This is a genomic window from Duganella sp. Dugasp78 (assembly GCF_059491455.1).
The window spans coordinates 39,424-62,192 of sequence record NZ_CP168506.1 but is presented as its reverse complement, the minus strand read 5'-3'; the positions used below and the strand labels follow the sequence as shown (position 1 = coordinate 62,192).

Annotated in this window: 16 protein-coding genes; 9 read left to right on the top strand and 7 right to left on the bottom strand. The window is 63.8% G+C overall.

The annotated features are described in order from the left end of the window. Positions 1 to 104 precede the first annotated feature (104 nt). Together ACEN9O_RS00260 and ACEN9O_RS00255 are read right to left on the bottom strand one after the other, a co-directional pair. Positions 105 to 329: a hypothetical protein gene (locus tag ACEN9O_RS00260; protein ID WP_495615674.1), complete on the bottom strand. Its 225-nt coding sequence runs from the start codon at positions 327 to 329 to the stop codon at positions 105 to 107. Positions 330 to 471: 142 nt separating this feature from the next. Beyond that, the gene (locus ACEN9O_RS00255) at positions 472 to 1,032 is read right to left on the bottom strand and encodes a pseudouridine synthase (RefSeq protein WP_495615673.1); all 561 of its coding nucleotides are present in this window, start codon (positions 1,030 to 1,032) and stop codon (positions 472 to 474) included. A 158-nt stretch (positions 1,033 to 1,190) separates the two neighbouring features. Here ACEN9O_RS00255 and icd point away from each other — a divergent pair, with 158 nt between their 5' ends. Together icd and chrA are read left to right on the top strand one after the other, a co-directional pair. Then, positions 1,191 to 2,444, top strand: a complete 1,254-nt coding sequence (icd, locus tag ACEN9O_RS00250) for an NADP-dependent isocitrate dehydrogenase (protein ID WP_495615672.1) — start codon at positions 1,191 to 1,193, stop codon at positions 2,442 to 2,444. Positions 2,445 to 2,516: 72 nt separating this feature from the next. Continuing rightward, positions 2,517 to 3,851, top strand: coding sequence for a chromate efflux transporter (gene chrA / locus ACEN9O_RS00245; RefSeq protein ID WP_495615671.1), 1,335 nt, complete (start codon positions 2,517 to 2,519; stop codon positions 3,849 to 3,851). A gap of 180 nt (positions 3,852 to 4,031) precedes the next feature. On the opposite strand, the gene cspE is transcribed toward chrA, so the two are convergent. Beyond that, positions 4,032 to 4,235 carry a transcription antiterminator/RNA stability regulator CspE gene (gene cspE, locus ACEN9O_RS00240; protein WP_008446468.1) on the bottom strand — a complete coding sequence of 68 codons (204 nt, stop codon included), beginning with the start codon at positions 4,233 to 4,235 and terminating at the stop codon, positions 4,032 to 4,034. Positions 4,236 to 4,559: 324 nt separating this feature from the next. On the opposite strand from cspE, the gene clpS reads away from it, so the two are divergent. The 4 genes from clpS (at position 4,560) to ACEN9O_RS00220 (ending at position 13,309) form a co-directional block, all read left to right on the top strand. Further along, the gene (gene clpS, locus ACEN9O_RS00235) at positions 4,560 to 4,862 is read left to right on the top strand and encodes an ATP-dependent Clp protease adapter ClpS (protein ID WP_008446470.1); all 303 of its coding nucleotides are present in this window, start codon (positions 4,560 to 4,562) and stop codon (positions 4,860 to 4,862) included. Beyond that, a complete protein-coding gene (gene clpA, locus ACEN9O_RS00230) occupies positions 4,859 to 7,165 on the top strand; it encodes an ATP-dependent Clp protease ATP-binding subunit ClpA (protein WP_495615670.1) in 2,307 nt (768 codons plus the stop codon). The genes clpS and clpA overlap by 4 nt, the downstream gene beginning before the upstream one ends. Before the next feature lie 218 nt (positions 7,166 to 7,383). Continuing rightward, positions 7,384 to 10,725: a S41 family peptidase gene (locus ACEN9O_RS00225; RefSeq protein WP_495615669.1), complete on the top strand. Its 3,342-nt coding sequence runs from the start codon at positions 7,384 to 7,386 to the stop codon at positions 10,723 to 10,725. Positions 10,726 to 10,864: 139 nt separating this feature from the next. Further along, positions 10,865 to 13,309, top strand: coding sequence for an ABC transporter permease (locus ACEN9O_RS00220; protein ID WP_495615668.1), 2,445 nt, complete (start codon positions 10,865 to 10,867; stop codon positions 13,307 to 13,309). A gap of 104 nt (positions 13,310 to 13,413) precedes the next feature. On the opposite strand, the gene ACEN9O_RS00215 is transcribed toward ACEN9O_RS00220, so the two are convergent. The 4 genes from ACEN9O_RS00215 to prpR all read right to left on the bottom strand — a co-directional run bounded on the left by ACEN9O_RS00215 (position 13,414) and on the right by prpR (position 17,857). Next, the gene (locus ACEN9O_RS00215) at positions 13,414 to 14,142 is read right to left on the bottom strand and encodes a LytR/AlgR family response regulator transcription factor (protein ID WP_495615667.1); all 729 of its coding nucleotides are present in this window, start codon (positions 14,140 to 14,142) and stop codon (positions 13,414 to 13,416) included. Beyond that, positions 14,142 to 15,182 (bottom strand): sensor histidine kinase, encoded by a 1,041-nt coding sequence (locus tag ACEN9O_RS00210; RefSeq protein WP_495615666.1) that lies wholly within the window; start codon positions 15,180 to 15,182, stop codon positions 14,142 to 14,144. Before ACEN9O_RS00210 ends, ACEN9O_RS00215 begins: the two co-directional genes overlap by 1 nt. A gap of 7 nt (positions 15,183 to 15,189) precedes the next feature. Beyond that, the gene (locus tag ACEN9O_RS00205) at positions 15,190 to 16,074 is read right to left on the bottom strand and encodes an alpha/beta fold hydrolase (protein WP_495615665.1); all 885 of its coding nucleotides are present in this window, start codon (positions 16,072 to 16,074) and stop codon (positions 15,190 to 15,192) included. Between the two features lie 121 nt (positions 16,075 to 16,195). Further along, the gene (gene prpR / locus ACEN9O_RS00200; protein ID WP_495615664.1) at positions 16,196 to 17,857 is read right to left on the bottom strand and encodes a propionate catabolism operon regulatory protein PrpR; all 1,662 of its coding nucleotides are present in this window, start codon (positions 17,855 to 17,857) and stop codon (positions 16,196 to 16,198) included. 153 nt (positions 17,858 to 18,010) lie between these two features. Here prpR and prpB point away from each other — a divergent pair, with 153 nt between their 5' ends. The 3 genes from prpB to acnD all read left to right on the top strand — a co-directional run bounded on the left by prpB (position 18,011) and on the right by acnD (position 22,750). Further along, positions 18,011 to 18,898, top strand: coding sequence for a methylisocitrate lyase (gene prpB / locus ACEN9O_RS00195; protein ID WP_495615663.1), 888 nt, complete (start codon positions 18,011 to 18,013; stop codon positions 18,896 to 18,898). A gap of 109 nt (positions 18,899 to 19,007) precedes the next feature. Then, a complete protein-coding gene (gene prpC / locus ACEN9O_RS00190; protein WP_020705638.1) occupies positions 19,008 to 20,153 on the top strand; it encodes a bifunctional 2-methylcitrate synthase/citrate synthase in 1,146 nt (381 codons plus the stop codon). Next, positions 20,153 to 22,750 (top strand): Fe/S-dependent 2-methylisocitrate dehydratase AcnD, encoded by a 2,598-nt coding sequence (gene acnD / locus ACEN9O_RS00185; protein WP_495615662.1) that lies wholly within the window; start codon positions 20,153 to 20,155, stop codon positions 22,748 to 22,750. The genes prpC and acnD overlap by 1 nt, the downstream gene beginning before the upstream one ends. Positions 22,751 to 22,769 lie beyond the last annotated feature (19 nt).

The following is a 22,769-nucleotide window of genomic DNA, read 5'->3' as shown; positions in this document are numbered from 1 at the left end:
CAAGAACCCGCCTGACCTCTGGTCAGCGCGGGTTTTTTCGCATGGGCGGGAAAAAACGGACGTAAAAAAGCCGGCCCGAGGCCGGCTTGCTGGGGGCGCAGCGATTACTTGGCTGGCATCGAAGCGGAGGCTTCTGCCGATGCGGCGGCTTTCTTGTGCTTGGCTTTTTTAGCTTTTGGTGCGGAGGCGGAGGCGGAGGCCGATGCGGAAGGGGCCGATGCCATCGGGGCCGAAGCAGCAGCCGAAGCGGACGCCGAAGCCGATGGGGCGGCAGCAAAGGCGGAAGCGGCAAACAGGGAGGCAACCAGGGCAGCGATGATCTTGGACATGATGAGTTCCTTTGGCAGTTGATTGAACCAGCTAAAAAAAACGAAGATTCATATGAATCTAGCTCATTAACGCTGCCCGAAATTTTCCAGTTGACACGAAAATGCGCAAAAAGAAGAATTTTATTTGCTGCGACGCATCAATCTAGCCGGCCAGGTCCTTGGCCGACACCTCCATCCATTCGCCCGGCATCAGCGGGTGGGTCGCCAGCGAGATGGCGCCGATGGCGCTGCGCACCAGCCGCAGGGTCGGCAGGCCGACCGCCGCCGTCATGCGCCGCACCTGGCGGTTCTTGCCTTCCTGTAGCGTGATCGCCAGCCAGCTGGTCGGCTGGTCGGCGCGGCTGCGGATCGGCGGATTGCGCGGCCACAGCCACGCCGGCTCGGCGATCCGCACCGCCTTGCACGGTTTGGTGACGAAGTCGCCCAGGTCCAGCGGCGCCTGCAGCCGGGCCAGGCTGTCCGCGTCCGGCACGCCGTCGACCTGCACCAGGTAAATCTTCGCTTCCTTATGGTCGGGGTGGGCGATGGTGTGCTGCAGCTTGCCGTCGTCGGTCAGCAGCATCAAGCCTTCGCTGTCGGCGTCCAGACGGCCGGCGGGGTAGATGTTCGGGATCTTCAGGTGGTCGGCCAGGGTGGCGCGGCCGTCTTGCGGCGAGAACTGGCACAGCACCTGGAAAGGTTTGTTAAATAGAATGAGGGACATACTTCTCTTAAGATGATTTTGGTGTAGGCTTGACGGCTTGTGAAGGAAAACCTTGGCGCCTACTAAAATACTGGTGCATAATGCGAAACACTGTCTTATGTCTTATAGAAGACCTGGGAAAATGTATTAAACCGGCAATGTCCATTTCGGAGAACACGATGTATCAGCATATCAAAGTACCTGCCGACGGCCAAAAAATCACCGTCAACGCCGATTTTTCCCTGAATGTACCAGATAACCCGATCATTCCCTACATCGAGGGCGACGGCACCGGTGTGGATATCAGCCCGGTCATGATCAAGGTGATCGACGCGGCGGTGGCCAAGTCCTACGGCGGCAAGCGCAAGATCAGCTGGATGGAAATCTTCGCCGGTGAAAAATCGACCACCGTGTACGGTCCGGACGTCTGGCTGCCGGAGGAAACCCTGCAGGTGCTGAAGGATTACGTGGTCTCGATCAAGGGCCCGCTGACCACGCCGGTCGGCGGCGGCATCCGTTCGCTCAACGTGGCGCTGCGCCAGCAGCTGGACCTGTACGTCTGCCTGCGTCCGGTGCGCTACTTCACCGGCGTGCCGTCGCCGGTCAAAGAGCCGGAGAAGACCGACATGGTGATCTTCCGCGAGAACTCGGAAGACATCTACGCCGGCATCGAATACCAGCAGGGCTCGGAAGGCGCGAAGAAACTGATGGACTTCCTGGTCAAGGAAATGGGCGTCACCAAGATCCGCTTCCCGGCCACCTCGGGCCTGGGCATCAAGCCGGTGTCGATCGAAGGCACGCAGCGCCTGGTGCGCAAGGCGATCCAGTACGCCATCGACAACGACAAGCCATCGGTGACCATCGTCCACAAGGGCAACATCATGAAGTACACCGAGGGTGGCTTCCGCGACTGGGCCTATGAACTGGCGCAAAAGGAATTCGGCGCCGAGCTGATCGACGGCGGCCCATGGTGCAAGTTCAAGAACCCGAAGACCGGCCGCGACATCATCATCAAGGATTCGATCGCCGACGCCTTCCTGCAGCAGATTCTGCTGCGCCCGATCGAGTACAGCGTGATCGCCACCCTGAACCTGAACGGCGACTACATCTCGGACGCGCTGGCGGCGCAGGTGGGCGGCATCGGCATCGCGCCGGGCGCCAACCTGTCGGACTCGGTCGCCATGTTCGAAGCCACCCACGGCACCGCGCCCAAGTACGCCGGCAAGGACTACGTGAACCCGGGTTCGCTGATCCTGTCCGCCGAAATGATGCTGCGCCACATGGGCTGGACTGAAGCGGCCGACCTGATCATCAAGGCGATGGAGAAAGCCATCGATTCGAAGAAGGTCACCTACGACTTCGCCCGCCTGATGGAAGGCGCGACCCAGGTGTCGTGCTCCGGCTTCGGCGATGTGATGATCGACCAGATGTAAGCAATGCGCGCCGGCATTCGCTAGCGCAGCCCCGTTCCAGCGATGGAACGGGGCTTTTTTATAAGGACGACGATGACGCCTGCTGACGCGCCGACCGCGCCAACCCTGTGGCAAGCCTTCCGCTTCTGGCTCAAGCTGGGCTGCATCAGCTTTGGCGGGCCGGCAGGGCAGATCGCCATCATGCACCAGGAGCTGGTCGAGCGCCGGCGCTGGATTTCCGAGCGCCGCTTCCTGCACGCGCTCAACTACTGCATGCTGCTGCCCGGCCCCGAGGCGCAGCAGCTGGCCACCTATATCGGCTGGCTGCTGCATCGCACGCGCGGCGGCATCGTTGCCGGCGGCCTGTTCGTGCTGCCGTCGCTGCTGTTGCTGGTGCTGCTGTCGTGGCTGTACATGGCGTTCGGCCAGCAGCCGCTGGTGGCGGGGCTGTTCTATGGCATCAAGCCGGCGGTCACGGCCATCGTGCTGCAGGCCGCGCACCGCATCGGCACGCGCGCCTTGCGCAACGGCTGGCTGTGGGGCATCGCCGGCGCCGCCTTCGTGGCGATCTTCGCCTTGCAGTTGCCGTTCCCTCTGATCGTCGCCGGCGCCGCGCTGGCCGGCTATGCCGGCGGCCGCTTTATTCCGCAGGCGTTCAATACCGGCGGCCACGGCGCCGCCCAGGCCTCGTATGGCGCCGCCGTCATCGACGACGAAACGCCACCGCCGCCGCACGCGCAGTTCCGCTGGAGCAGGCTGGCGTGGGTGGCCGGCTGCGGCGTGCTGCTGTGGCTGCTGCCGATGGCGCTGCTGATGCTGACCGTCGGCTGGCAGCACACCTACACGCAGATGGCCTGGTTCTTCACCAAGGCCGCCTTGCTGACCTTTGGCGGCGCCTATGCGGTGCTGCCCTATGTGTACCAGGGCGCCGTGGCCAACTACGGCTGGCTGACCCCGCCGCAGATGATAGACGGCCTGGCGCTGGGCGAAACCACGCCCGGCCCGCTGATCATGGTGGTGGCGTTCGTCGGCTTTGTCGGCGGCTGGGGGCAGGCGCCGTTCGGCGCGGCGCTGTTGCCGCTGGCCGGCGCGGTGGCGGCGGTGCTGGTGACGTGGTTCACCTTCCTGCCGTCGTTCGTGTTCATCCTGGCCGGTGGTCCGCTGGTCGAAGCCACGCGCGACGACATCAGCTTCACCGCGCCGCTGACCGGCATCACGGCGGCGGTGGTCGGCGTGATCCTGAACCTGGCGCTGTTCTTCGCTTACCACGTGTTGTGGCCGGCGGGCTTCGGCGGCTCGCCCGACTGGATGGCGGCATTGATCGGGGTGGGGGCGGCGGCGGCCTTGCTGCGCTACCGGCAAAAGGTGCCGCGCGTGATCGCCGCGTGTGCCGTGGCGGGCCTGCTGCTCACGCTGCTGGCGCGCTGATCGGGGGTCGTGATGTTCGTTCAGGTCGGCGCGCGGTTGTGCGCATTAGCGACACGTGGTGTGGATTCTATGGAACTGTCACGCGGCGGCCGGGTGTAGGGGTTCTGCAACACTTGCCGGAAGATAGGGACGAAAAAAAACCCCGCGGTGCGAGGTTTTTCACATCTGCTGCTTAATAAATTAAGCCGATTGGATGTTGGAAGCTTGCTTGCCTTTAGGGCCTTGCGTGACTTCGAATTGAACTTTTTGACCTTCTTTGAGGGTCTTGAAACCGTTCATGTTGATTGCGGAGAAGTGAGCGAACAAATCCTCGCCGCCGTCATCTGGAGTGATGAAGCCAAAACCTTTGGAATCATTGAACCACTTAACTGTACCTGTTGCCATAAAAAGAACTTTCAAAATTAAAACGGATCACACGAGCCATAAAAGCAAGAAGCTTCTTGCCCCCTCCTCACGCCTCACTTCTTATCACCTTGTACATTTCTGCACGCAGTCGATAACGCATTGTTAGCGGACCAAATTCTAAAGTCAAGCAGATTTGTATGCATTTTGCTACTTTTAACCCAATTGGCGAAAAAGCAACTCTTGATTTTGGCATATGGGTCGCCATCTGCGTCAAGTTCAGAAAACGCGTAAGATGGAAAACAATTGGATGTGCATAGTGAAATGCACATTGCATCAACCCCGAAAGCATTAGAATATAAGCGTATGGCAACCAAGCATGACACCGAAACCCTCTTGGAGCGGCAAACGCTGAAGCCGCCACCTCTGTACCAGGTGGCGTTGCTCAATGATGACTACACCCCGATGGAATTCGTGGTGGCCATCATCCAGGAGTATTTCAATAAAGACCGTGAAACGGCCACGCAGATAATGCTCAGTGTTCATCGCTACGGCAAAGGAGTGTGCGGCGTGTTCTCAAAAGATATAGCCTGTACCAAAGTGGAGTTCGTTTTAACGCATGCACGCAAGGCGGGGCACCCCCTGCAATGCGTGATGGAGGAAGTATGATTGCGCAGGAATTAGAAGTAAGTTTGCACATGGCGTTTGTCGAAGCTCGGCAGGCACGGCACGAATTCATCACGGTGGAGCACTTGCTGCTGGCCTTGCTTGACAATCCTTCGGCTGCCGAAGTGTTGCGCGCTTGCGCCGTCAACATTGAAGACCTGCGCAAAACCCTGACCAACTTCATTGGCGACAACACGCCGACCGTGCCCGGCACGGGCGAAGTGGACACGCAGCCCACGCTGGGCTTCCAGCGCGTGATCCAGCGCGCCATCATGCACGTGCAGTCCGCGTCCAACGGCAAGAAGGAAGTCACCGGCGCCAACGTGCTGGTGGCCATCTTCGGCGAGAAGGATTCGCACGCGGTCTACTACCTGCACCAGCAGGGCGTGACCCGCCTGGACGTGGTCAACTTTATCTCGCACGGCGTGCGCAAGGACCAGCAGACCGACGCCGCCAAGGCCTCGGAAGGCGTGGAAGAGGGCGCACCGGGCGGCGAAGGCCAGACCAAGGAGTCCCCGCTCGACCAGTTCACGCAAAACCTGAACAAGGCCGCAGCCGAGGGCAAGATCGATCCGCTGATCGGCCGCGAGGACGAGGTGGACCGCGTGATCCAGATCCTGTGCCGCCGCCGCAAGAACAATCCGCTGCTGGTGGGCGAGGCAGGCGTGGGCAAGACCGCCATCGCCGAAGGCCTGGCCTATCGCATCACCCAGAACGACGTGCCGGAAATCCTGTCGAATGCCGTCGTGTATTCGCTGGACATGGGCGCGCTGCTGGCCGGCACCAAGTACCGCGGCGATTTCGAGCAGCGCCTCAAGGCCGTCCTCAAGCAATTGAAGGACAACCCGAACGGCATTCTGTTTATCGACGAGATCCACACCATCATCGGCGCCGGTTCGGCGTCGGGCGGCACGCTGGACGCGTCCAATCTGCTGAAGCCGGCCCTGGCCAACGGCCAGCTGAAGTGTGTCGGTGCGACCACCTACACCGAGTTCCGCGGCGTGTTTGAAAAAGACCACGCGCTGAGCCGCCGCTTCCAGAAAGTGGACGTCAACGAGCCTACCGTCGAGCAGACCGTGCAGATCCTGCGCGGCCTGAAGTCGCGCTTCGAAGAGCACCACGGCGTGAAATATTCGTCGTCGGCGCTGTCGACCGCGGCCGAGCTGGCGGCCCGCTTCATCAACGACCGCCACCTGCCGGACAAGGCCATCGACGTCATCGACGAAGCCGGTGCGGCGCAACGCATCCTGCCGAAATCCAAGCAGAAGAAAACCATCGGCAAGACCGAGATCGAGGACATCATCGCCAAGATCGCGCGCATCCCGCCGCAGACCGTCAACCAGGACGACCGCAGCAAGCTGCAGACCATCGACCGCGACCTGCGCAACGTGGTGTTCGGCCAGGACCCGGCGATCGAAGCGCTGGCCTCGGCGATCAAGATGGCGCGCGCCGGACTGGGCAAGACCGACAAGCCGATCGGCTCCTTCCTGTTCTCCGGTCCGACCGGCGTCGGCAAGACCGAGGTGGCCAAGCAGCTGGCCTTCATCCTCGGCATCGAGCTGATCCGCTTCGACATGTCCGAGTACATGGAGCGTCACGCCGTGTCGCGCCTGATCGGCGCGCCGCCGGGCTACGTTGGTTTCGACCAGGGCGGCCTGCTGACCGAAGCCATCACCAAGAAGCCGCACGCGGTGCTGCTGCTGGACGAGATTGAAAAAGCCCACCCGGACATTTTCAACATCCTGCTGCAGGTGATGGACCACGGCACGCTGACCGACAACAACGGACGCAAGGCCGACTTCCGCAACGTGATCATCATCATGACCACCAACGCGGGCGCCGAGAGTTTGCAGAAGACCTCGATCGGCTTCACGAATTCCAAGCAGGCAGGCGACGAGATGGCCGACATCAAGCGCATGTTCACGCCGGAGTTCCGCAACCGTATCGACGCCACCATCAGCTTCCGTGCGCTGGACGAGGAAATCATCCTGCGCGTGGTCGACAAGTTCCTGATGCAGCTGGAAGAGCAGCTGCACGAGAAGAAGGTCGAAGCGGTCTTCAGCGAGAAACTGCGCAAGTTCCTGGCGAAGAAAGGTTTCGACCCGCTCATGGGCGCACGTCCGATGGCGCGCTTGATCCAGGACATGATCCGCAAGGCGCTGGCCGACGAGTTGTTGTTCGGCCGCCTGGTCACCGGCGGTCGCGTGACGGTCGACCTGGACGACAAGGACCAGGTCAAGCTGGAATTCCCGGAACCGCCGGACGCCGCACCGACGCTGCCACCGGAAACCGTCGAAGTCGAATAAGCTTTTTAAGCTTCATCAGAGACCCGCCCACGAAAGTGGCGCGGGTTTTTTTTATACCCCGCACCCCCAAGCGGGGTCTGACCCCGTACGGGGTCAGACCCCTAAGCGGCGCACCTGCCATATCGCTAAAAGCATACGGGGTGAAAAAAGCATTATCCAGTTTATGTTCAAGCTGTGCCAGAATTGTCGTTCCATTTGACAAACATTGAAACTGTCCCATGACCCTGTCACGCCCGCTTTCCCTGATGTTCCTGTCCGCCGGCCTGCTCACCGGCACCGCCTCCGCCACCGACGCCTACTACCGATACCCCGCCATCCGCGGCGACGCTGTGGTCTTCACCGCCGAGGGCGACCTGTGGAAGACCGGCGTCCACGGCGGACCCGCGCAGCGCCTGACCACCCACCCGGCCGCCGAAACCAACGCCGCCATCTCGCACGACGGCAAGTGGATCGCCTTCTCGGCCTCCTACGAAGGCGGGCAGGAAGCCTATGTGATGCCGGTGGCCGGCGGCCTGCCCAAGCGCGTCACCTTCGAGAACAGCGCGGTGAATGTGCTGGGCTGGACCGCGCAGGGCGAAGTGCTGGTCACCACGCTGGACAGCAAAGGCCCGTCGCGCAACAACGTCATCGCGGCGGTCAAGCCGGACGACCTGCAACGCCGCGTATTCGCCGTGGCCGACGCCAACGACGCCGTGCTCGACGACGCCGGCAAGACGCTGTACTTCACCCGCAACGGCCTGGCGCTCACCAGCGACAACGTCAAGCGCTATCGCGGCGGCGCCCATGCGCGGCTGTGGCGCTACGACCTGGCCGGCACCGCGGAAGCCGTGCCGCTGCTGGCCGACGACGCCGGCAACAACAAGCGCCCCATGTGGTGGCAGGGCCGCCTCTACTTCATCAGCGACCGTGGCGGCTCCGACAACCTGTGGTCGATGGCGGCGGACGGCAGCGATCCGCGCCAGCTGACCAGCCACACCGACTGGGACGTGCGCAACGCCGCGCTGGGCGACGGCCGCATCGTCTATCAGCTGGGCGCCGACCTGCATGTGCTGGACCTGGCCGCGGCCAGGGATGAACAGCTGGCCATCAGCCTGGTCTCCGACTTCGACCAGCAGCGCGCCCGCCAGATCCGCTCGCCGCTGGAGAACCTGACCAACGTGCAAATCTCCGGCAAGAACGAGCGCCTGGTGCTGACCGCACGCGGCCGCGTCAGCGTGGCCGGCACCGGCTCCCAGCGCCGCGTGGAGATCGCCGTGCCGGAAGGCGCGCGCGCCCGCGAGGCCGTGTTCAGCCACGACGACAAATGGGTCTACGCCATCGTCGACAGCACCGGCGAAAACGAAATCTGGAAATTCGCCGCCGACGGTTCCGGCAAGGGCGAGCAGCTGACCAGGGACGGCAACAGCCACCGCTGGCACCTGTATCCATCGCCGGACGGCCGCTGGCTGGCCCACACCGACAAGAAGGGCCGCCTGTGGTTGCTGGACCTGGCCACCAAGGCCAACACCGTCATCGACGACGGCAGCAAGGCCGGCTCCGACCGGCACGGCGACGTCCTGTGGTCCGGCGACAGCAGGAACCTGGCGCTGGTGCGCGTCACCAGCACCGAGCAGCGCAACCAGATCGGCCTGTACAACCTCGAATCGAAGCAGCTGGCCTTCATCACCGGCGACCGTTACCATTCGGTCTCGCCGGCGTTTTCGCCGGATGGCAAATGGCTGTACTTCCTCTCGGCCCGCAACTTCCAGCTGGCGAATGGCTCGCCCTGGGGCGACCGCAACATGGGGCCGGTGTTCGACAAACGCACCGTCGTGTATGCGCTGGCGCTCCAGCCGGGCAACCGCTTCCCGTTCAAGCCGGACGATGAACTGAACAAGCCGGGCGACAAGCCGGCCGAGGGCGCGGCGGAAAAAGCCGTCGAGCAGGCTGCGGAGAAGGCGGTGGAAAAAGCCGTGGCCAAGGCCGTGCCGGAAAAGAAAACCGGCAAGGCGCTGCCGGCCATCGTCTATGCGGGACTGGCGGACCGGCTGTACGAAGTGCCGCTGGCCGCCGGTAACTACCGCGACCTGCAACTCGACGAGAAGCGCCTGTACTTCCTCGACGTCGATGGCAGCGACGGCAAGGCCAACCTGAAAACGCTGGCGATCGCCGCCAACGGCCCGCAGCCGGAAGTCTTCGTCAGCGGCGTGCGCGAATACGACCTGGCCTTCGACAAGAAGCACCTGTACTACCGCACGTTCTCCGCCGGCGGCGCCGGCGACATGCTGGTGGTGGAGGCGGGCGCCAAGGCGCCGGCGGACGTCTCCAAGGCCAAGGTCAAGGTGGACGACTGGACCTTCACCTCCAATCCGCGCCTGGAATGGACACAGATGTTCAACGACGCCTGGCGCATGCACCGCGACTTCCTGTACGACGCCAAGATGCGCGGCGTGAACTGGACCAGCGTGCGCACCAAGTACGCGCCGCTGGTCGAGCGCGTGACCGACCGCGCGGAACTGAACGACGTGCTGGGCATGATGATCAGCGAAGTCGGCGCGCTGCACTCGCAGGTCGCCCCCGGCGAGTTGCGTCGGCCGGCGCCGGAAGGCTCGCCGGCCGGCCTGGGCGCGCTGCTCACGCGCGGCGCCGACGGCTACCGCGTCGATCATGTCTACCGCAGCGAACCGGAGCTGCCGTCCGAACGCGGCCCGCTGCTGCAGCCGGACGTGGACGTGAAGGAGGGCGACGTCATCACTGCCGTCAACGGCAAGCCGGTGCTGGAGGCGCGCGACATCGCCGACCTGCTGCTGAACCAGGCCGACAAGCAGATGCTGCTGCAAGTGAAGCGCAAGGAAGGCAAGGGTGACGCTGCACGCTCGGTGATCGTCACGCCGGTCAACATGGCGAAGCAGGCCAGCCTGCGCTACAGCGACTGGGAGCAGAGCCGCGCGCGCCAGGTGGACGCCGCGTCCAAGGGCCGCATCGGCTACCTGCATCTGCGCGCCATGGGAGCGCGCGACATCGCCTCGTTCGCGCGCGACTTCTACGCCAATGTCAACCGCGAAGGCCTGATCATCGACGTGCGCCGCAACAACGGCGGCAATATCGACAGCTGGGTGATCGAGAAGCTGCTGCGCAAGGCCTGGGCCTTCTGGTCGTCGCCGGGGGCGCTGCCCGCGCCGAATATGCAGAACACCTTCCGCGGTCACCTGGTGGTGCTGGTGGACGAATACACGTATTCGGACGGCGAGACCTTCGCGGCCGGCATCAAGGCGCTGGGACTGGCGCCGCTGGTCGGCAAGCGCACGGCGGGCGCCGGCGTCTGGCTCAGCGATAGCAACCGCCTGAGCGACAACGGCATGGCGCGCGTGGCCGAAAACGGCCAGTTCAACACGGCCGACGGCCAATGGCTGATCGAAGGCGTAGGCGTGTCGCCGGACGTGGAGGTGGAAAACCCGCCGCATGCAACGTATCAAGGCCAGGACCGCCAGCTGGAAGTGGCGCTGGACCTGCTGGACAAGAAGCTGAAGGCGCAGCCGATCAAGGCCTACCAGCCGCAAACCATCCCCGCGCTGAGATAAGCAAAGTGTTCGGAAGTGAACAGCCATAACGTCCGCTTCCGGACAGCGGCCGCTCGAAAGCGGCCTTGCAAGCGCCTGAGCAACCGTGGCATGGATGTTGCAAACGCTATGGGTTTTCCAACCACGGATTTTCGACCACATGAAGCTAAGAGACTTTCGCATTGGCTGGCGCGCGCTGGTACAGGAGCCGGCCTACACGCTGGCGGTGGTGCTGGGGCTTGGCGCCGGCCTGGCCGCGTGCCTGCTGCTGCTTGGCTTTGTGCGTTACTCGATGGAGTACGATGCCCATTTTCCGGATGTGGACAAGGTCTACGTCGTCAAGCAGCATTTCAATGTGGATCCCACGTCGCCGTTGCAGGATGTGGTGCCCATGCTGCTGCGCGAGCCCGCGCTGAAGACGTCGGGCGTGGCCGACGCTGCGCTCTATATCCCGGCACGGCCGGAGATCACGCCGCTGACGGTGCGGGTCAACCGCAGCATCTTCGCGGTGCGCGGCCTGACCGTCATGCCAGGCTTTACGGAGATGCTCGGACTGCGCGCGGTGCAGGGCAACCTGGCGGATGCGCTGGACAAGCCTGATCGCTTTGTCGTCACCGAGGCCGGTGCGTTGCGTTTGTTCGGTACGGCCAATGCGGTGGGCCGCACCATGCTGGCTGAAGGGAACACCGTGCAGGTAGGCGCCGTGGTGCCGACGCCGCCGGCCAACACGACGATCCCGTTCGAAGTGATTTTCGGCGTCAACTCGGTCGTGGCGGGGCCGGATATCCGGCACGAGATGATGACCGGCGAGCATGGCTGGATGGGCAAGATGCTGATACGCGTGCAGCCCGGCGCTTCGCTGCAGGCGATCGTCGACCGCCTGCAGAAAGTGGTGGACACCGCGCCGAGCATGCAGAACTTCCCGCCGGAGACGCGTGCGCGTCTTGGCAAGCGCAAGGCGATAGAACTCACCATGTCGCCGCTGCGCGATGCCTACTTCGACTACAAGATGCAGAACAGTTTTTTGTCCGCGCCTGGCGACCGCGCCAATCCGGTGCTGGTCGCAGGCCTGGCGGCGCTTGCGCTGCTGATCCTGGTCATGGCGGCGATCAACTACGTCAACCTGAGCATGGTGCGCGTGCTGCGCCGCCAGCGCGAGGTGGCGATGCGCAAGGTGCTCGGCGCTGGCGTGGGGCAGCTCATGCTGTTGTTCCTGCTCGAATCGCTGCTGGTGGCGATGATAGCCACCGCGCTCGGACTGATGCTGGCCTGGCTTGCGCTGCCGGTCTTCTCGCAACTGGTCAACCGCCAGCTGGATGGCCTGTTCTCGTTGCAGAATATTGTCGCCGCATTCGGCATAGGCGGTTTGCTGGGCGCGCTGACGGCGATCTACCCGGCATGGGTCGCGCTGCGCGTGCATCCGACGCAGGTGCTGGCAGGCCGTCCCGACGCTGAGTCCCGCGCCAGCATGCAATGGCGGCGCGCGTTGACGGTGCTGCAGGTGTCGGTCGCGATGGGTTTTGCCAGCGTGACGATCGCGATGGTGTGGCAAACGCGCTATGCGATGCATGCGTCGCCAGGCTTCGATACGTCGCCGTTCGTTATCGTCGATATGCCGGAGCGGGTCAAGGACAGCGAGAAGGCGCGGCGCTTCTACTCGACCCTCATGGCGCAGCCAGGCGTGGAGGGTGTCGCGATATCGGAAGACCCGGTGGGCCGGCTCGATTGGATCTGGACCCATGAACTCAAGCGCCCCGGTGGCGAGAGCGCGATCATGGAGATGAAGTCAGTCAGCGCGAACTTCTTCGAGTTGTATGGCATAGCGCCGCTGGCCGGCCGCCTGTTCCAGGCCGCTGTCGACAAGGAGGACGACCGGGTACCGGTGGTGCTGAATATGGTCGCAGTGCGCAAGCTGGGTTACGACAATGCCGAAGCGGCCATCGGCCAGACCGTGCTGTTCAAGGGTTTTGACAATAAGGTGATCTCCAAGCGGATAGTCGGCATCGCTCCTGATCTGAGATTCCATTCGCTGCGCGATGCGCCCGGTGCCACGGCCTACGAACTGTGGACCGCGGGGACGGTGTTGAGCGTGCGGGCGTCGAGCGATCCGGCAGCCGTCGAGCGCAGCGCGCAGGCGTTGTGGGCCAGCTTCTTCCCGGATGCGATCCCCAAGATCGTTCGCGCCGGCGATGTACTGGCGGCCAATTATGCCGACGACGCGCGCCTGGCCAAGTTGATGTCGGTCGCCACCGGCATCGCGCTGGCGATCGCCGCCTTCGGCACCTATGTGCTGTCGGCGAACACGGTGCAGCGGCGCGCCAGGGAGATCGTCATGCGCAAGCTGCATGGCGCGCGCGGCGCCGACATCGGCCTGCTGGTGGTGCGGGAAATCGGCGCGCTGGTGCTGGCGGCGGCGGTGATCGCCTTGCCGGTGGCGGTGATCGCGATACGCCGTTACCTGTCGGGCTATGTCGAACACGCGCCGATAGGCTACTGGACCTTGCTGTTTGCCTTATCGCTGACGCTGGCCATCGCCCTCGTCGCCATCGCCCGCCACACCTGGATCGCCATGCGCATGGTGCCCGCCGAGGCATTGCGAACGTAGCTTTACATCGGGGGTCAAGTCTGACATTCGGACACGAGCACAACCGCAACGACGGTTTACGGTTGTGCTCGTGTCCGAATGTCAGACTTGACCCCCTCCGGTTTTTAGAGGCTGGCCAGGCTTTTGAACTGGGCGGCACGGCGGCGGGAGACTTCGACTTCGAGGTCGTCGCGCAACAGCAGATCGAGGCCGCCGGCGTCGTTGGGCGTGACCTGGTCGACGTAGTCCAGGTTGACGATGTGGCGCCGGCTGGCGCGGAAGAAGCGTTGCGGGTCCAGCCGCTCTTCCAGCTGGTTCAGTGAGCGCAGCATCAGCGGCTTGTTATCGTCGAAGTAGACGCGCGTGTAATTGCCGTCCGATTCGAACAGCCTGACGTCCTGCAAGCCGACAAACCAGCATCGCTCGCCGTCCTTGATGAACAGCTTCTTGGCCGCTGTCGGCGCCACCGCCGGAATACCCGCCGCCGCATATGCCAGCGCGCGGCTGTGACGCAGCGAACAGCGCTGCAGGGCCGCCGCCATGCGCGCCGCCTGGATCGGTTTTTGCAGATAGTCCAGCGCGTTGACTTCGAAGGCCTGCAACGCGTACTGGTCGAACGCCGTGGTGAAGATCACCTCCGGCGCTTCCTCCAGCGCGGCCAGCATGTCGAAGCCGCTACCGCCCGGCATCTGCACGTCGAGGAACACCAGGTCCGGCCTGAGCGCGGCGATCTGCTGGATGCCGTCGGCCGCGTTGACGGCCTCGCCGACGATTTCCACTTCAGGGTGCGCCGCCAGCAAACGGCGCAGTTCTGCGCGCGCCAGGCGTTCGTCGTCGATCAGCAGTGCGCGCATCAGGCGGCCTCCGGTAAGGTCATCGTGGCGCGTACCCAGCCACTGTTTTCAGTCAGATCCAGGCTGGCGTTGGAACCCAGCGCCAGCGCCAAACGCTTGCGGGTGTTGACCAGGCCAACCTTGGTGGAATTCGCAAACGGCAGGATCGCGCCCAGGTTGGCGATCTCGATGTGGATCTTGCCGTCGTCCATGCGCTGTGCGCGGATACGGATCTCGCTGCCGGTGGGGCTGGCCTCGACGCCGTACTTGACGGCGTTTTCCACCAGCGTCTGCAAGGACATCGGCGGAATGCGCACCTGCTCCAGTCCCAGTCCGATCTCCACGCTGACCCGCATGCGTTCTTCGAAGCGGATTTTTTCAATCGCCAGATAGGCCTGCACGGCTTCCATTTCCGCCGCCAGCGGCACAGTGTCGTGCTGGCCCGATTGCAGCGCGTAGCGCATCACGCTGGCCAGCTGGTCGATCATCTGCGCGGCGGAGTCCTGGTCCTCGTAGATCAGGGCGCGCACGCTGTTCATGCTGTTGAAGAAAAAGTGCGGGTTGACCTGCGCCTGCAGGGCGCGCAGCTCGGCGTCCTTGGCGCTGATCTCCAGCCTCAGCGCCTCCTGCTCGAAGCGATTGGCGCGGCGCAGCGACAGCACCGCCATGTAGAAGGTGTTCCACACCAGATAAACCCCCCACCAGAACATCAGCGCGCCCGGCACCCAGTACACGCCGTGGACCTCGCCGAAAGGCTTGATGACCAGGTAGCCGACCGTCTGCACGCCGGTATGGATGGTCCCCAGGATCAGGATGGCCACCATCATCATCTTCCAGCTGACCCGCACGCCGTTGCGAATCTGGCGCTTGAGCAGCCGGTGCCAGGTATCCGAAATCGCCAGCCCGGCCGCCACGCCCCAGAACGAAATGGCGATCATGCGCCCGGTGTGGCTGTCGCCCGGCGTCATGGCGATCAGCAGCAGCGGCAGGAACAGCCAGCCCGCCAGCTGGAACAGCCAGTACCAGTTCAGGCGCGCGAGCAGTGGACGGTCATTGGTCATGATGGGCTTATTTCAAAAAGTTATCGATGCGATCATACATCCAAGCCGGATCGTCGTACATGATGAAGTGGCGGGCGTTGTCCGCCAGCTCCACTTTGACGTTGGGCAGCTGCTGGTACTGGCTCTTGTACATCTGCTCGAAAATCGGCTTGGTGCCGTAGTCCTTGTAGGCGATCCAGGAGCCCAGCACCAGTGTCGGTGCCTTGATGCGGCTCACTTCAGTGCGCAAGTCCTCGCTCATCATCTCGACCATCGCATTGGTGATCGTGGCCGGGTCGGATTGCTTGCCCCAAGCTGCGACACGGTCGATATCTTCCTGCTTGGTGATCATGGAGTGCAGCGTTTTCATCTGGCTGGTGCGTTTGGTTTCCGCGTCCATGGACTCCATGCGGGTCCGCAAGCCGGCCGCCATTTCCTTCATCTGCGGGCCGGTAATGCTGGGCATCTGGACCGCTGCCAGCGCCGGCAGGGTGTCGACGATGACCAGGCGGCCCACTTGGTCGGGATGGTCGACGGCCAGCTTCATCCCCAGGAAGCCGCCGAGGCTATGGCCGATGACAATGGGATGATCGAATTTATTGGCGGCGATGTAGTCGCTCAGTTGCTGCTCCACGGCCGGCAGCAGCGGGCCTTCGACGGCGGGTACGCCGGCAAATCCGGCCAGCGTGACAACGTGGCACTGGCGGTTGCCGCAATAGTGGGCGACGGTGCCGTTCCACACTTCGCCGGACGAGGCCAGGCCGGGGATCAGGATCACAGGTTCGCCCTTGCCGGTCACTTCGACCTTGAAGGCAGGGTGGGCTGCGCCGGCGGCAACGGCCGGTGCAGCGGCGTAAGCCAGCGCCAGGCTGGCGGCGATGGTGGCGATACGTTGGATGAGCGAGCGTGGCATGTTGACCTCCGTTGTTGTGATTAAGTGAGGCCATGCTATCGAACCGGCATCGCACCGGCGACGACTACTGGATGAGCGGTTTTTTTGAAAGGATGAACGGTAGTTGTCTGTTCTCCCGGCCTCACTCGCCGGTTTCGGCGCGCAGTTTGCGCCACAGGGTGGTGCGGCTGATGCCCAGGTAATCCGCCGCCGCATCCCGGCGGCCGCCGAAGCGGGCCAGCACGGCTGCGATGCTTTCGGCCGCCGGGCGCTGCGCGACGGGCGGCATGGACGTCGCGCCGGCATTGGCATGGGCGCCGGCGACGGGCAGGGCGATGGTGCGCGTCGCCAGCTCCGGCGCCACGCTCAGGACGAAGGCCGGTGTCAAGGCCTGCAGGGGCTCGGCGGCCAGGAACAGCGCCAGGCGCTCAGTCAGATTGCGCAGTTCGCGCACGTTGCCGGGCCAGTCGTAGCGCTGCAGCAGCGGCGCGCAGGTCGCCATCTCGGCATGCAAGTTGGGATGCGGACGCGCGCCCAGCGAGGCCAGCGCGTTCTTCAGCGACCATTCGGCCAGCGTCATCACGTCGTCCTGCCGCGCGCGCAGCGGCGGCAGCGACAGGCGCAGCACCGCCAGCCGGTAGAACAGGTCGGCGCGGAAGCGGCCTTCGCGCACGCGCTGCTCAAGGTCGCAGTGGGTGGCGCTGATGATGCGCACGTTGACGGCGATCGGCCGCGTGCCGCCCACCCGCACCACCTCGCGCTCTTCCAGCACGCGCAGCAAACGGGTTTGCAGCGTCAGAGGCATTTCGCCTATCTCGTCGAGGAACAGCGTGCCGCGGTTGGCCGCCTCGAACAGGCCCGCGTGGCCGCCGCGCCGCGCGCCGGTGAAGGCGCCTTCCTCGTGGCCGAACAGCTCGGACTCCAGCAGCGATTCCGCGATGGCGCCGCAGTTGACGGCGACGAAAGGCCGGTTCTGGCCCAGCGTGCGCGGGCTCTCGCGATGGATGGCTTGCGCCACCAGTTCCTTGCCGCAGCCGGTTTCGCCTTGTATCAGCACGGTCGCCGGGGATTTCGCGTACAGCACGACGGATTGGCGCAGCGCCTCCATCGCGTCGGAATCGCCGCGCAGGTCGTTGATGCCGTGCTTGGCGCGCAGCGTGTCCGCCACCACGGCGCCGCGTGTGCGGCTGCGGTTCGATTCGAGCTGCGCCAGCCGCGCCATCTCCAGCGCGTCGTCGAAGGCGTGGCGGATCGAGGCGGCGGAGTAGACGAATATGCCGGTCAGTCCTGCTTCCTCGGCCAGGTCGGTAATCAGGCCGGCGCCGACGATGGCCCTGATGCCTGCCGCTTTCAGGTCGTTGATCTGGGCGCGCGCGTCTTCCTCCGTCGCGTAGGTGCGCTGCTCGACGTCGAAGCCGAAGGTGCCGGCGAATTCGGCCAGCTCCGGCAGGCGCTCCTGATAGGTGACGATGCCGATGCGGTCCGACACGCGGCGCGCCCGCGCCAGGGCCTGCATCACGTCGAAGCCGCTGAACTTGGCGATCACCACCGGCACCGACAGCCGGCCTTTCAGATAGGCCGCGTTGGAGCCGGCGGCGATGACGGCGTCGCAGCGCTCGGTGGCCATGCGTTCGCGGATGTGGCGCGCCGCCTCGTCGAAGCCGAGGTTGATCGGTTCGATGGTGGCCAGGTCGTCGTATTCCAGTGTGATGTCGCGGAACAGGTCGTACAGGCGCGAGACGGACACCGTCCAGATCACGGGTTTGTCGCTGGCGTCGAAGGGCAGGGGCGTGGAATGGCGCATGTTTCAATTGTAGTTCATATGTTTCGCTGTTTCAAAGTGAAACGTATTTGAAACATGGTGAAAGCCTAAGTGGTTGATTTATATAGGGTGACTATCTGGCATGCCCCTTGCACTAGATAGCCCAACTTCACTGCAACATTGAAAGGTCATAACATGAGTTCATACTCCGCAGGCGCCGCGTTCCGCAAAGCCGTACAAGAAGAATCCCCATTGCAGGTGGTCGGCGCGATCAACGCCAATCACGCCCTGCTGGCCAAGCGCGCCGGCTTCAAGGCGATCTACCTGTCGGGTGGCGGCGTGGCGGCGGGTTCGCTCGGCCTGCCGGACCTGGGCATCTCCAACCTGGATGACGTGCTGACCGACGTGCGCCGCATCACCGACGTGTGCGACCTGCCGCTGCTGGTCGACGTCGACACCGGCTTTGGCGCTTCCGCCTTCAACGTGGCGCGCACCGTCAAGTCCATGATCAAGTTTGGCGCCGCCGCGATGCACATCGAAGACCAGGTCGGCGCCAAGCGCTGCGGCCACCGTCCGGGCAAGGAAATCGTCACCAAGCAGGAGATGGTCGACCGTATCGCCGCCGCCGTCGATGCGCGCACCGACGAGAACTTCGTCATCATGGCCCGCACCGACGCGCTGGCCGTCGAAGGCCTGGACGCCGCGATCGAACGCGCCGTGGCCTGCGTCGAAGCCGGCGCCGACATGATCTTCCCGGAGGCGATGATCAGCCTCGATATGTACAAAAAATTCGCTGCCGCCGTCAAAGTGCCGGTGCTGGCCAATATCACCGAATTCGGCTCGACGCCGCTGTTCACCGTGGACGAACTGCGCGGCGCCGATGTGGGCTTGGTGCTGTATCCCTTGTCCGCGTTCCGCGCGATGAACAAGGCTGCGGAAAACGTCTACGGCGCGATCCGCCGCGACGGCACGCAGCAGAACGTGGTCGACACCATGCAAACCCGCGCCGAACTGTATGAACGCATCAACTACCACAGCTTCGAGCAGAAACTGGATGCCCTGTTCGCCGCACAGAAGAAATAATTTGCCACCACCGTCGTTCCCGCGAAGGCGGGAACCCATGGAACGCGTGCAGTCACGCTCAGCATGGATTCCCGCCTGCGCGGGAATGACGGGCTCACTGGAGACTTAAATGACCGAAGCTACCTTCAAACCAAAAAAATCCGTCGCCCTGTCCGGCGTCACCGCTGGTAATACCGCACTGTGCTCCGTCGGCAAAACCGGCAACGATCTGCACTATCGCGGCTACGACATCCTGGACGTCGCCAGCACCTGCGAATTCGAGGAAATCGCTTACCTGCTGGTGCACGGCAAACTGCCGACCGCCGCCGAACTGAAAGGCTACAAAGCCAAACTGCGCTCGCTGCGCGGCCTGCCGCAAGCGCTGAAGTCCGCGCTGGAAGCACTGCCTGCGTCGGCGCATCCGATGGACGTGATGCGCACCGGCGTCTCGGTGCTGGGCTGCACGCTGCCGGAAAAGGACGACCACAATGTCCCCGGCGCGCGCGACATCGCCGACCGCCTGATGGCCTCCTTCGGCTCGATGCTGCTGTACTGGTACCACTTCAGCCATAACGGCAAGCGCATCGACGTGGAGACCGACGACGACTCCATCGGCGGCCATTTCCTGCACCTGCTGCACGGCGAGAAGCCATCCGAAAGCTGGGTACAGGCGATGCACACCTCGCTGATCCTGTACGCGGAACACGAGTTCAACGCCTCCACCTTCACCAGCCGCGTCATCGCCGGCACGGGTTCGGACATCCATTCCGCCATTACCGGCGCGATCGGCGCGCTGCGCGGCCCTAAGCACGGCGGCGCCAACGAATTCGCCTTCGAGATCCAGAAGCGCTACGAAAACGCCGACGAAGCCGAAGCGGACATCCGCAACCGCGTCGCCAACAAGGAAGTGGTGATCGGCTTCGGCCATCCGGTGTACACCATCTCCGACCCGCGCAACGTCGTCATCAAGGAAGTGGCGCGTAAGCTGTCGCAGGAAGCCGGCTCGATGAAGATGTTCGACATCGCCGAGCGCCTCGAAACCGTGATGTGGGACATCAAGAAGATGTTCCCGAACCTGGACTGGTTCTCGGCCGTGTCCTACCACATGATGGGCGTGCCGACCGCGATGTTCACGCCGCTGTTCGTCATCTCGCGCACGTCCGGCTGGGCCGCGCACATCATCGAACAGCGCATCGACAACAAGATCATTCGTCCAAGCGCGAACTACGTCGGTCCTGAGGACCTGAAATTTGTGCCGATCAAGGACCGCAAATAATGAACACCCAATTCCGCAAATCCCTGCCGGGCACCAAGCTCGATTACTTCGACGCGCGTGCCGCTGTCGACGCGATCCAGCCAGGCGCCTGGGCCAAGCTGCCGTACACCTCGCGCGTACTGGCTGAAAACCTGGTACGTCGCTGCGATCCGGCGACGCTCAACGCCTCGCTGTCGCAGCTGATCGAGCGCAAGCGCGATCTGGACTTTCCATGGTTCCCCGCGCGCGTGGTCTGCCACGATATTCTCGGCCAGACTGCGCTGGTCGACCTGGCCGGCCTGCGCGACGCCATCGCGCTGCAAGGCGGCGATCCTGCGCTGGTCAACCCTGTGGTGCCGACCCAGCTGGTGGTGGACCACTCGCTGGCCGTTGAATGCGGCGGCTTCGATCCCGATGCCTTCGACAAGAACCGCGCCATCGAAGACCGCCGCAACGAAGACCGCTTCGACTTCATCAACTGGACCAAGAAGGCGTTCAAGAACGTCGACGTGATCCCGCCGGGTAACGGCATCCTGCACCAGATCAATCTGGAGCGCATGTCGCCGGTGATTCAAGCGGTGGACGGTGTGGCCTTCCCGGATACGCTGGTCGGCACCGACTCGCATACTCCGATGGTCGATGCACTGGGCGTGATCGCCATCGGCGTCGGCGGCCTGGAAGCGGAGAGCGTAATGCTGGGCCGCGCATCGTGGATGCGGCTACCGGACATCATCGGCGTCGAGCTGACCGGCAAGCCGCAAGCCGGCATCACCGCCACCGACACCGTGCTGGCGCTGACCGAATTCCTGCGCAAGCAGAAGGTCGTATCGTCCTATCTGGAGTTCTTCGGCGAAGGCGCTTCGCACCTGACGCTTGGCGACCGCGCGACCATCTCCAACATGGCGCCGGAATACGGCTCCACCGCCGCGATGTTCTACATCGACGAGCAAACTATCAAGTACCTCAAGCTGACCGGCCGCGATGATGAATTGGTCAAGCTGGTGGAGACCTATGCGAAGGAAACCGGCCTGTGGGGCGAAGCCCTGAAGACCGCCGAATACGAGCGCGTGCTGAAGTTCGACCTGTCGTCTGTGGTGCGTACCATCGCCGGCCCGTCGAATCCGCACAACCGCGTGCCGACCTCCGAGCTGGCCGCGCGCGGCATCAGCGGCGTGGTGGAGAACGAGCCTGGCCTGATGCCCGACGGCGCCGTGATCATCGCCGCCATCACCAGCTGCACCAACACCAACAACCCGCGCAACATGGTCGCCGCAGGCCTGCTGGCCCGCAACGCCAACGCGCGCGGCCTGACCCGCAAGCCGTGGGTGAAAAGCTCTCTGGCGCCCGGCTCCAAGACCGTGACGCTGTACCTGGAAGAAGCTGGCCTGATGCCGGAGCTGGAGCAGCTGGGCTTTGGCGTGGTTGCTTACGCCTGCACCACCTGCAACGGCATGTCCGGCGCGCTCGATCCGGTGATCCAGAAGGAAGTCATCGACCGCGACCTGTACGCCACCGCCGTGTTGTCCGGGAACCGCAACTTCGACGGCCGCATCCACCCATACGCCAAACAGGCCTTCCTGGCTTCGCCGCCGCTGGTGGTGGCCTACGCCATCGCCGGCACGATCCGCTTCGACATCGAGAAGGACGTTCTGGGCCTCGACGCCAACGGCCAACCGGTCACGCTGAAGGACATCTGGCCGACCGACGAAGAGATCGATGCGCTGGTCGCGGCCAGCGTCAAGCCTGCGCAATACAACAAAGTCTATATTCCGATGTTCGCCAAGCAGGAAGACGACGGCGTGAAAGTGAAGCCGTTGTACGACTGGCGTCCGCAGACCACCTACATCCGCCGTCCGCCGTACTGGGAAGGCGCGCTGGCTGGTGCGCGTCCGCTGAAAGGCATGCTGCCGCTGGCGGTCCTTGGCGATAACATCACCACCGACCACCTGTCGCCGTCCAACGCCATCATGTTGAACAGCGCGGCTGGCGAGTACCTGGCGAAAATGGGCCTGCCGGAAGAGGACTTCAACTCCTACGCCACCCATCGCGGAGATCACCTGACCGCGCAACGCGCCACTTTCGCGAATCCGACGCTGAAGAACGAAATGGTGCGCGACGCCGACGGCAAGGTCAAAGCCGGTTCGCTGGCGCGCGTGGAGCCGGAAGGCAAAGTGACCCGCATGTGGGAAGCCATTGAGACTTACATGGAACGCAAGCAGTCGCTGATCGTGATCGCCGGCGCCGACTACGGCCAGGGTTCGTCGCGTGACTGGGCGGCAAAGGGCGTGCGTCTGGCTGGCGTGGAGGCGATCGTGGCCGAGGGCTTCGAGCGCATCCACCGCACCAACCTGGTCGGCATGGGCGTGCTGCCGCTGGAGTTCCAGCCGGGCGTGAACCGCCTGACGCTGGCGCTGGACGGCACCGAGAGCTACGACGTGATCGGCGAGCGCACGCCGCGTTCGACGCTGACGCTGGTGGTTAACCGCCGCAACGGCGAGCGTGTCGAAGTGCCGGTGATCTGCCGCCTCGATACGGCGGAAGAAGTGTCGATCTACGAAGCGGGCGGCGTGCTGCAGCGCTTCGCCCAGGACTTCCTTGAATCCGCCAAAGCGGCCTAACCTGCGTCATTCCCGCGAA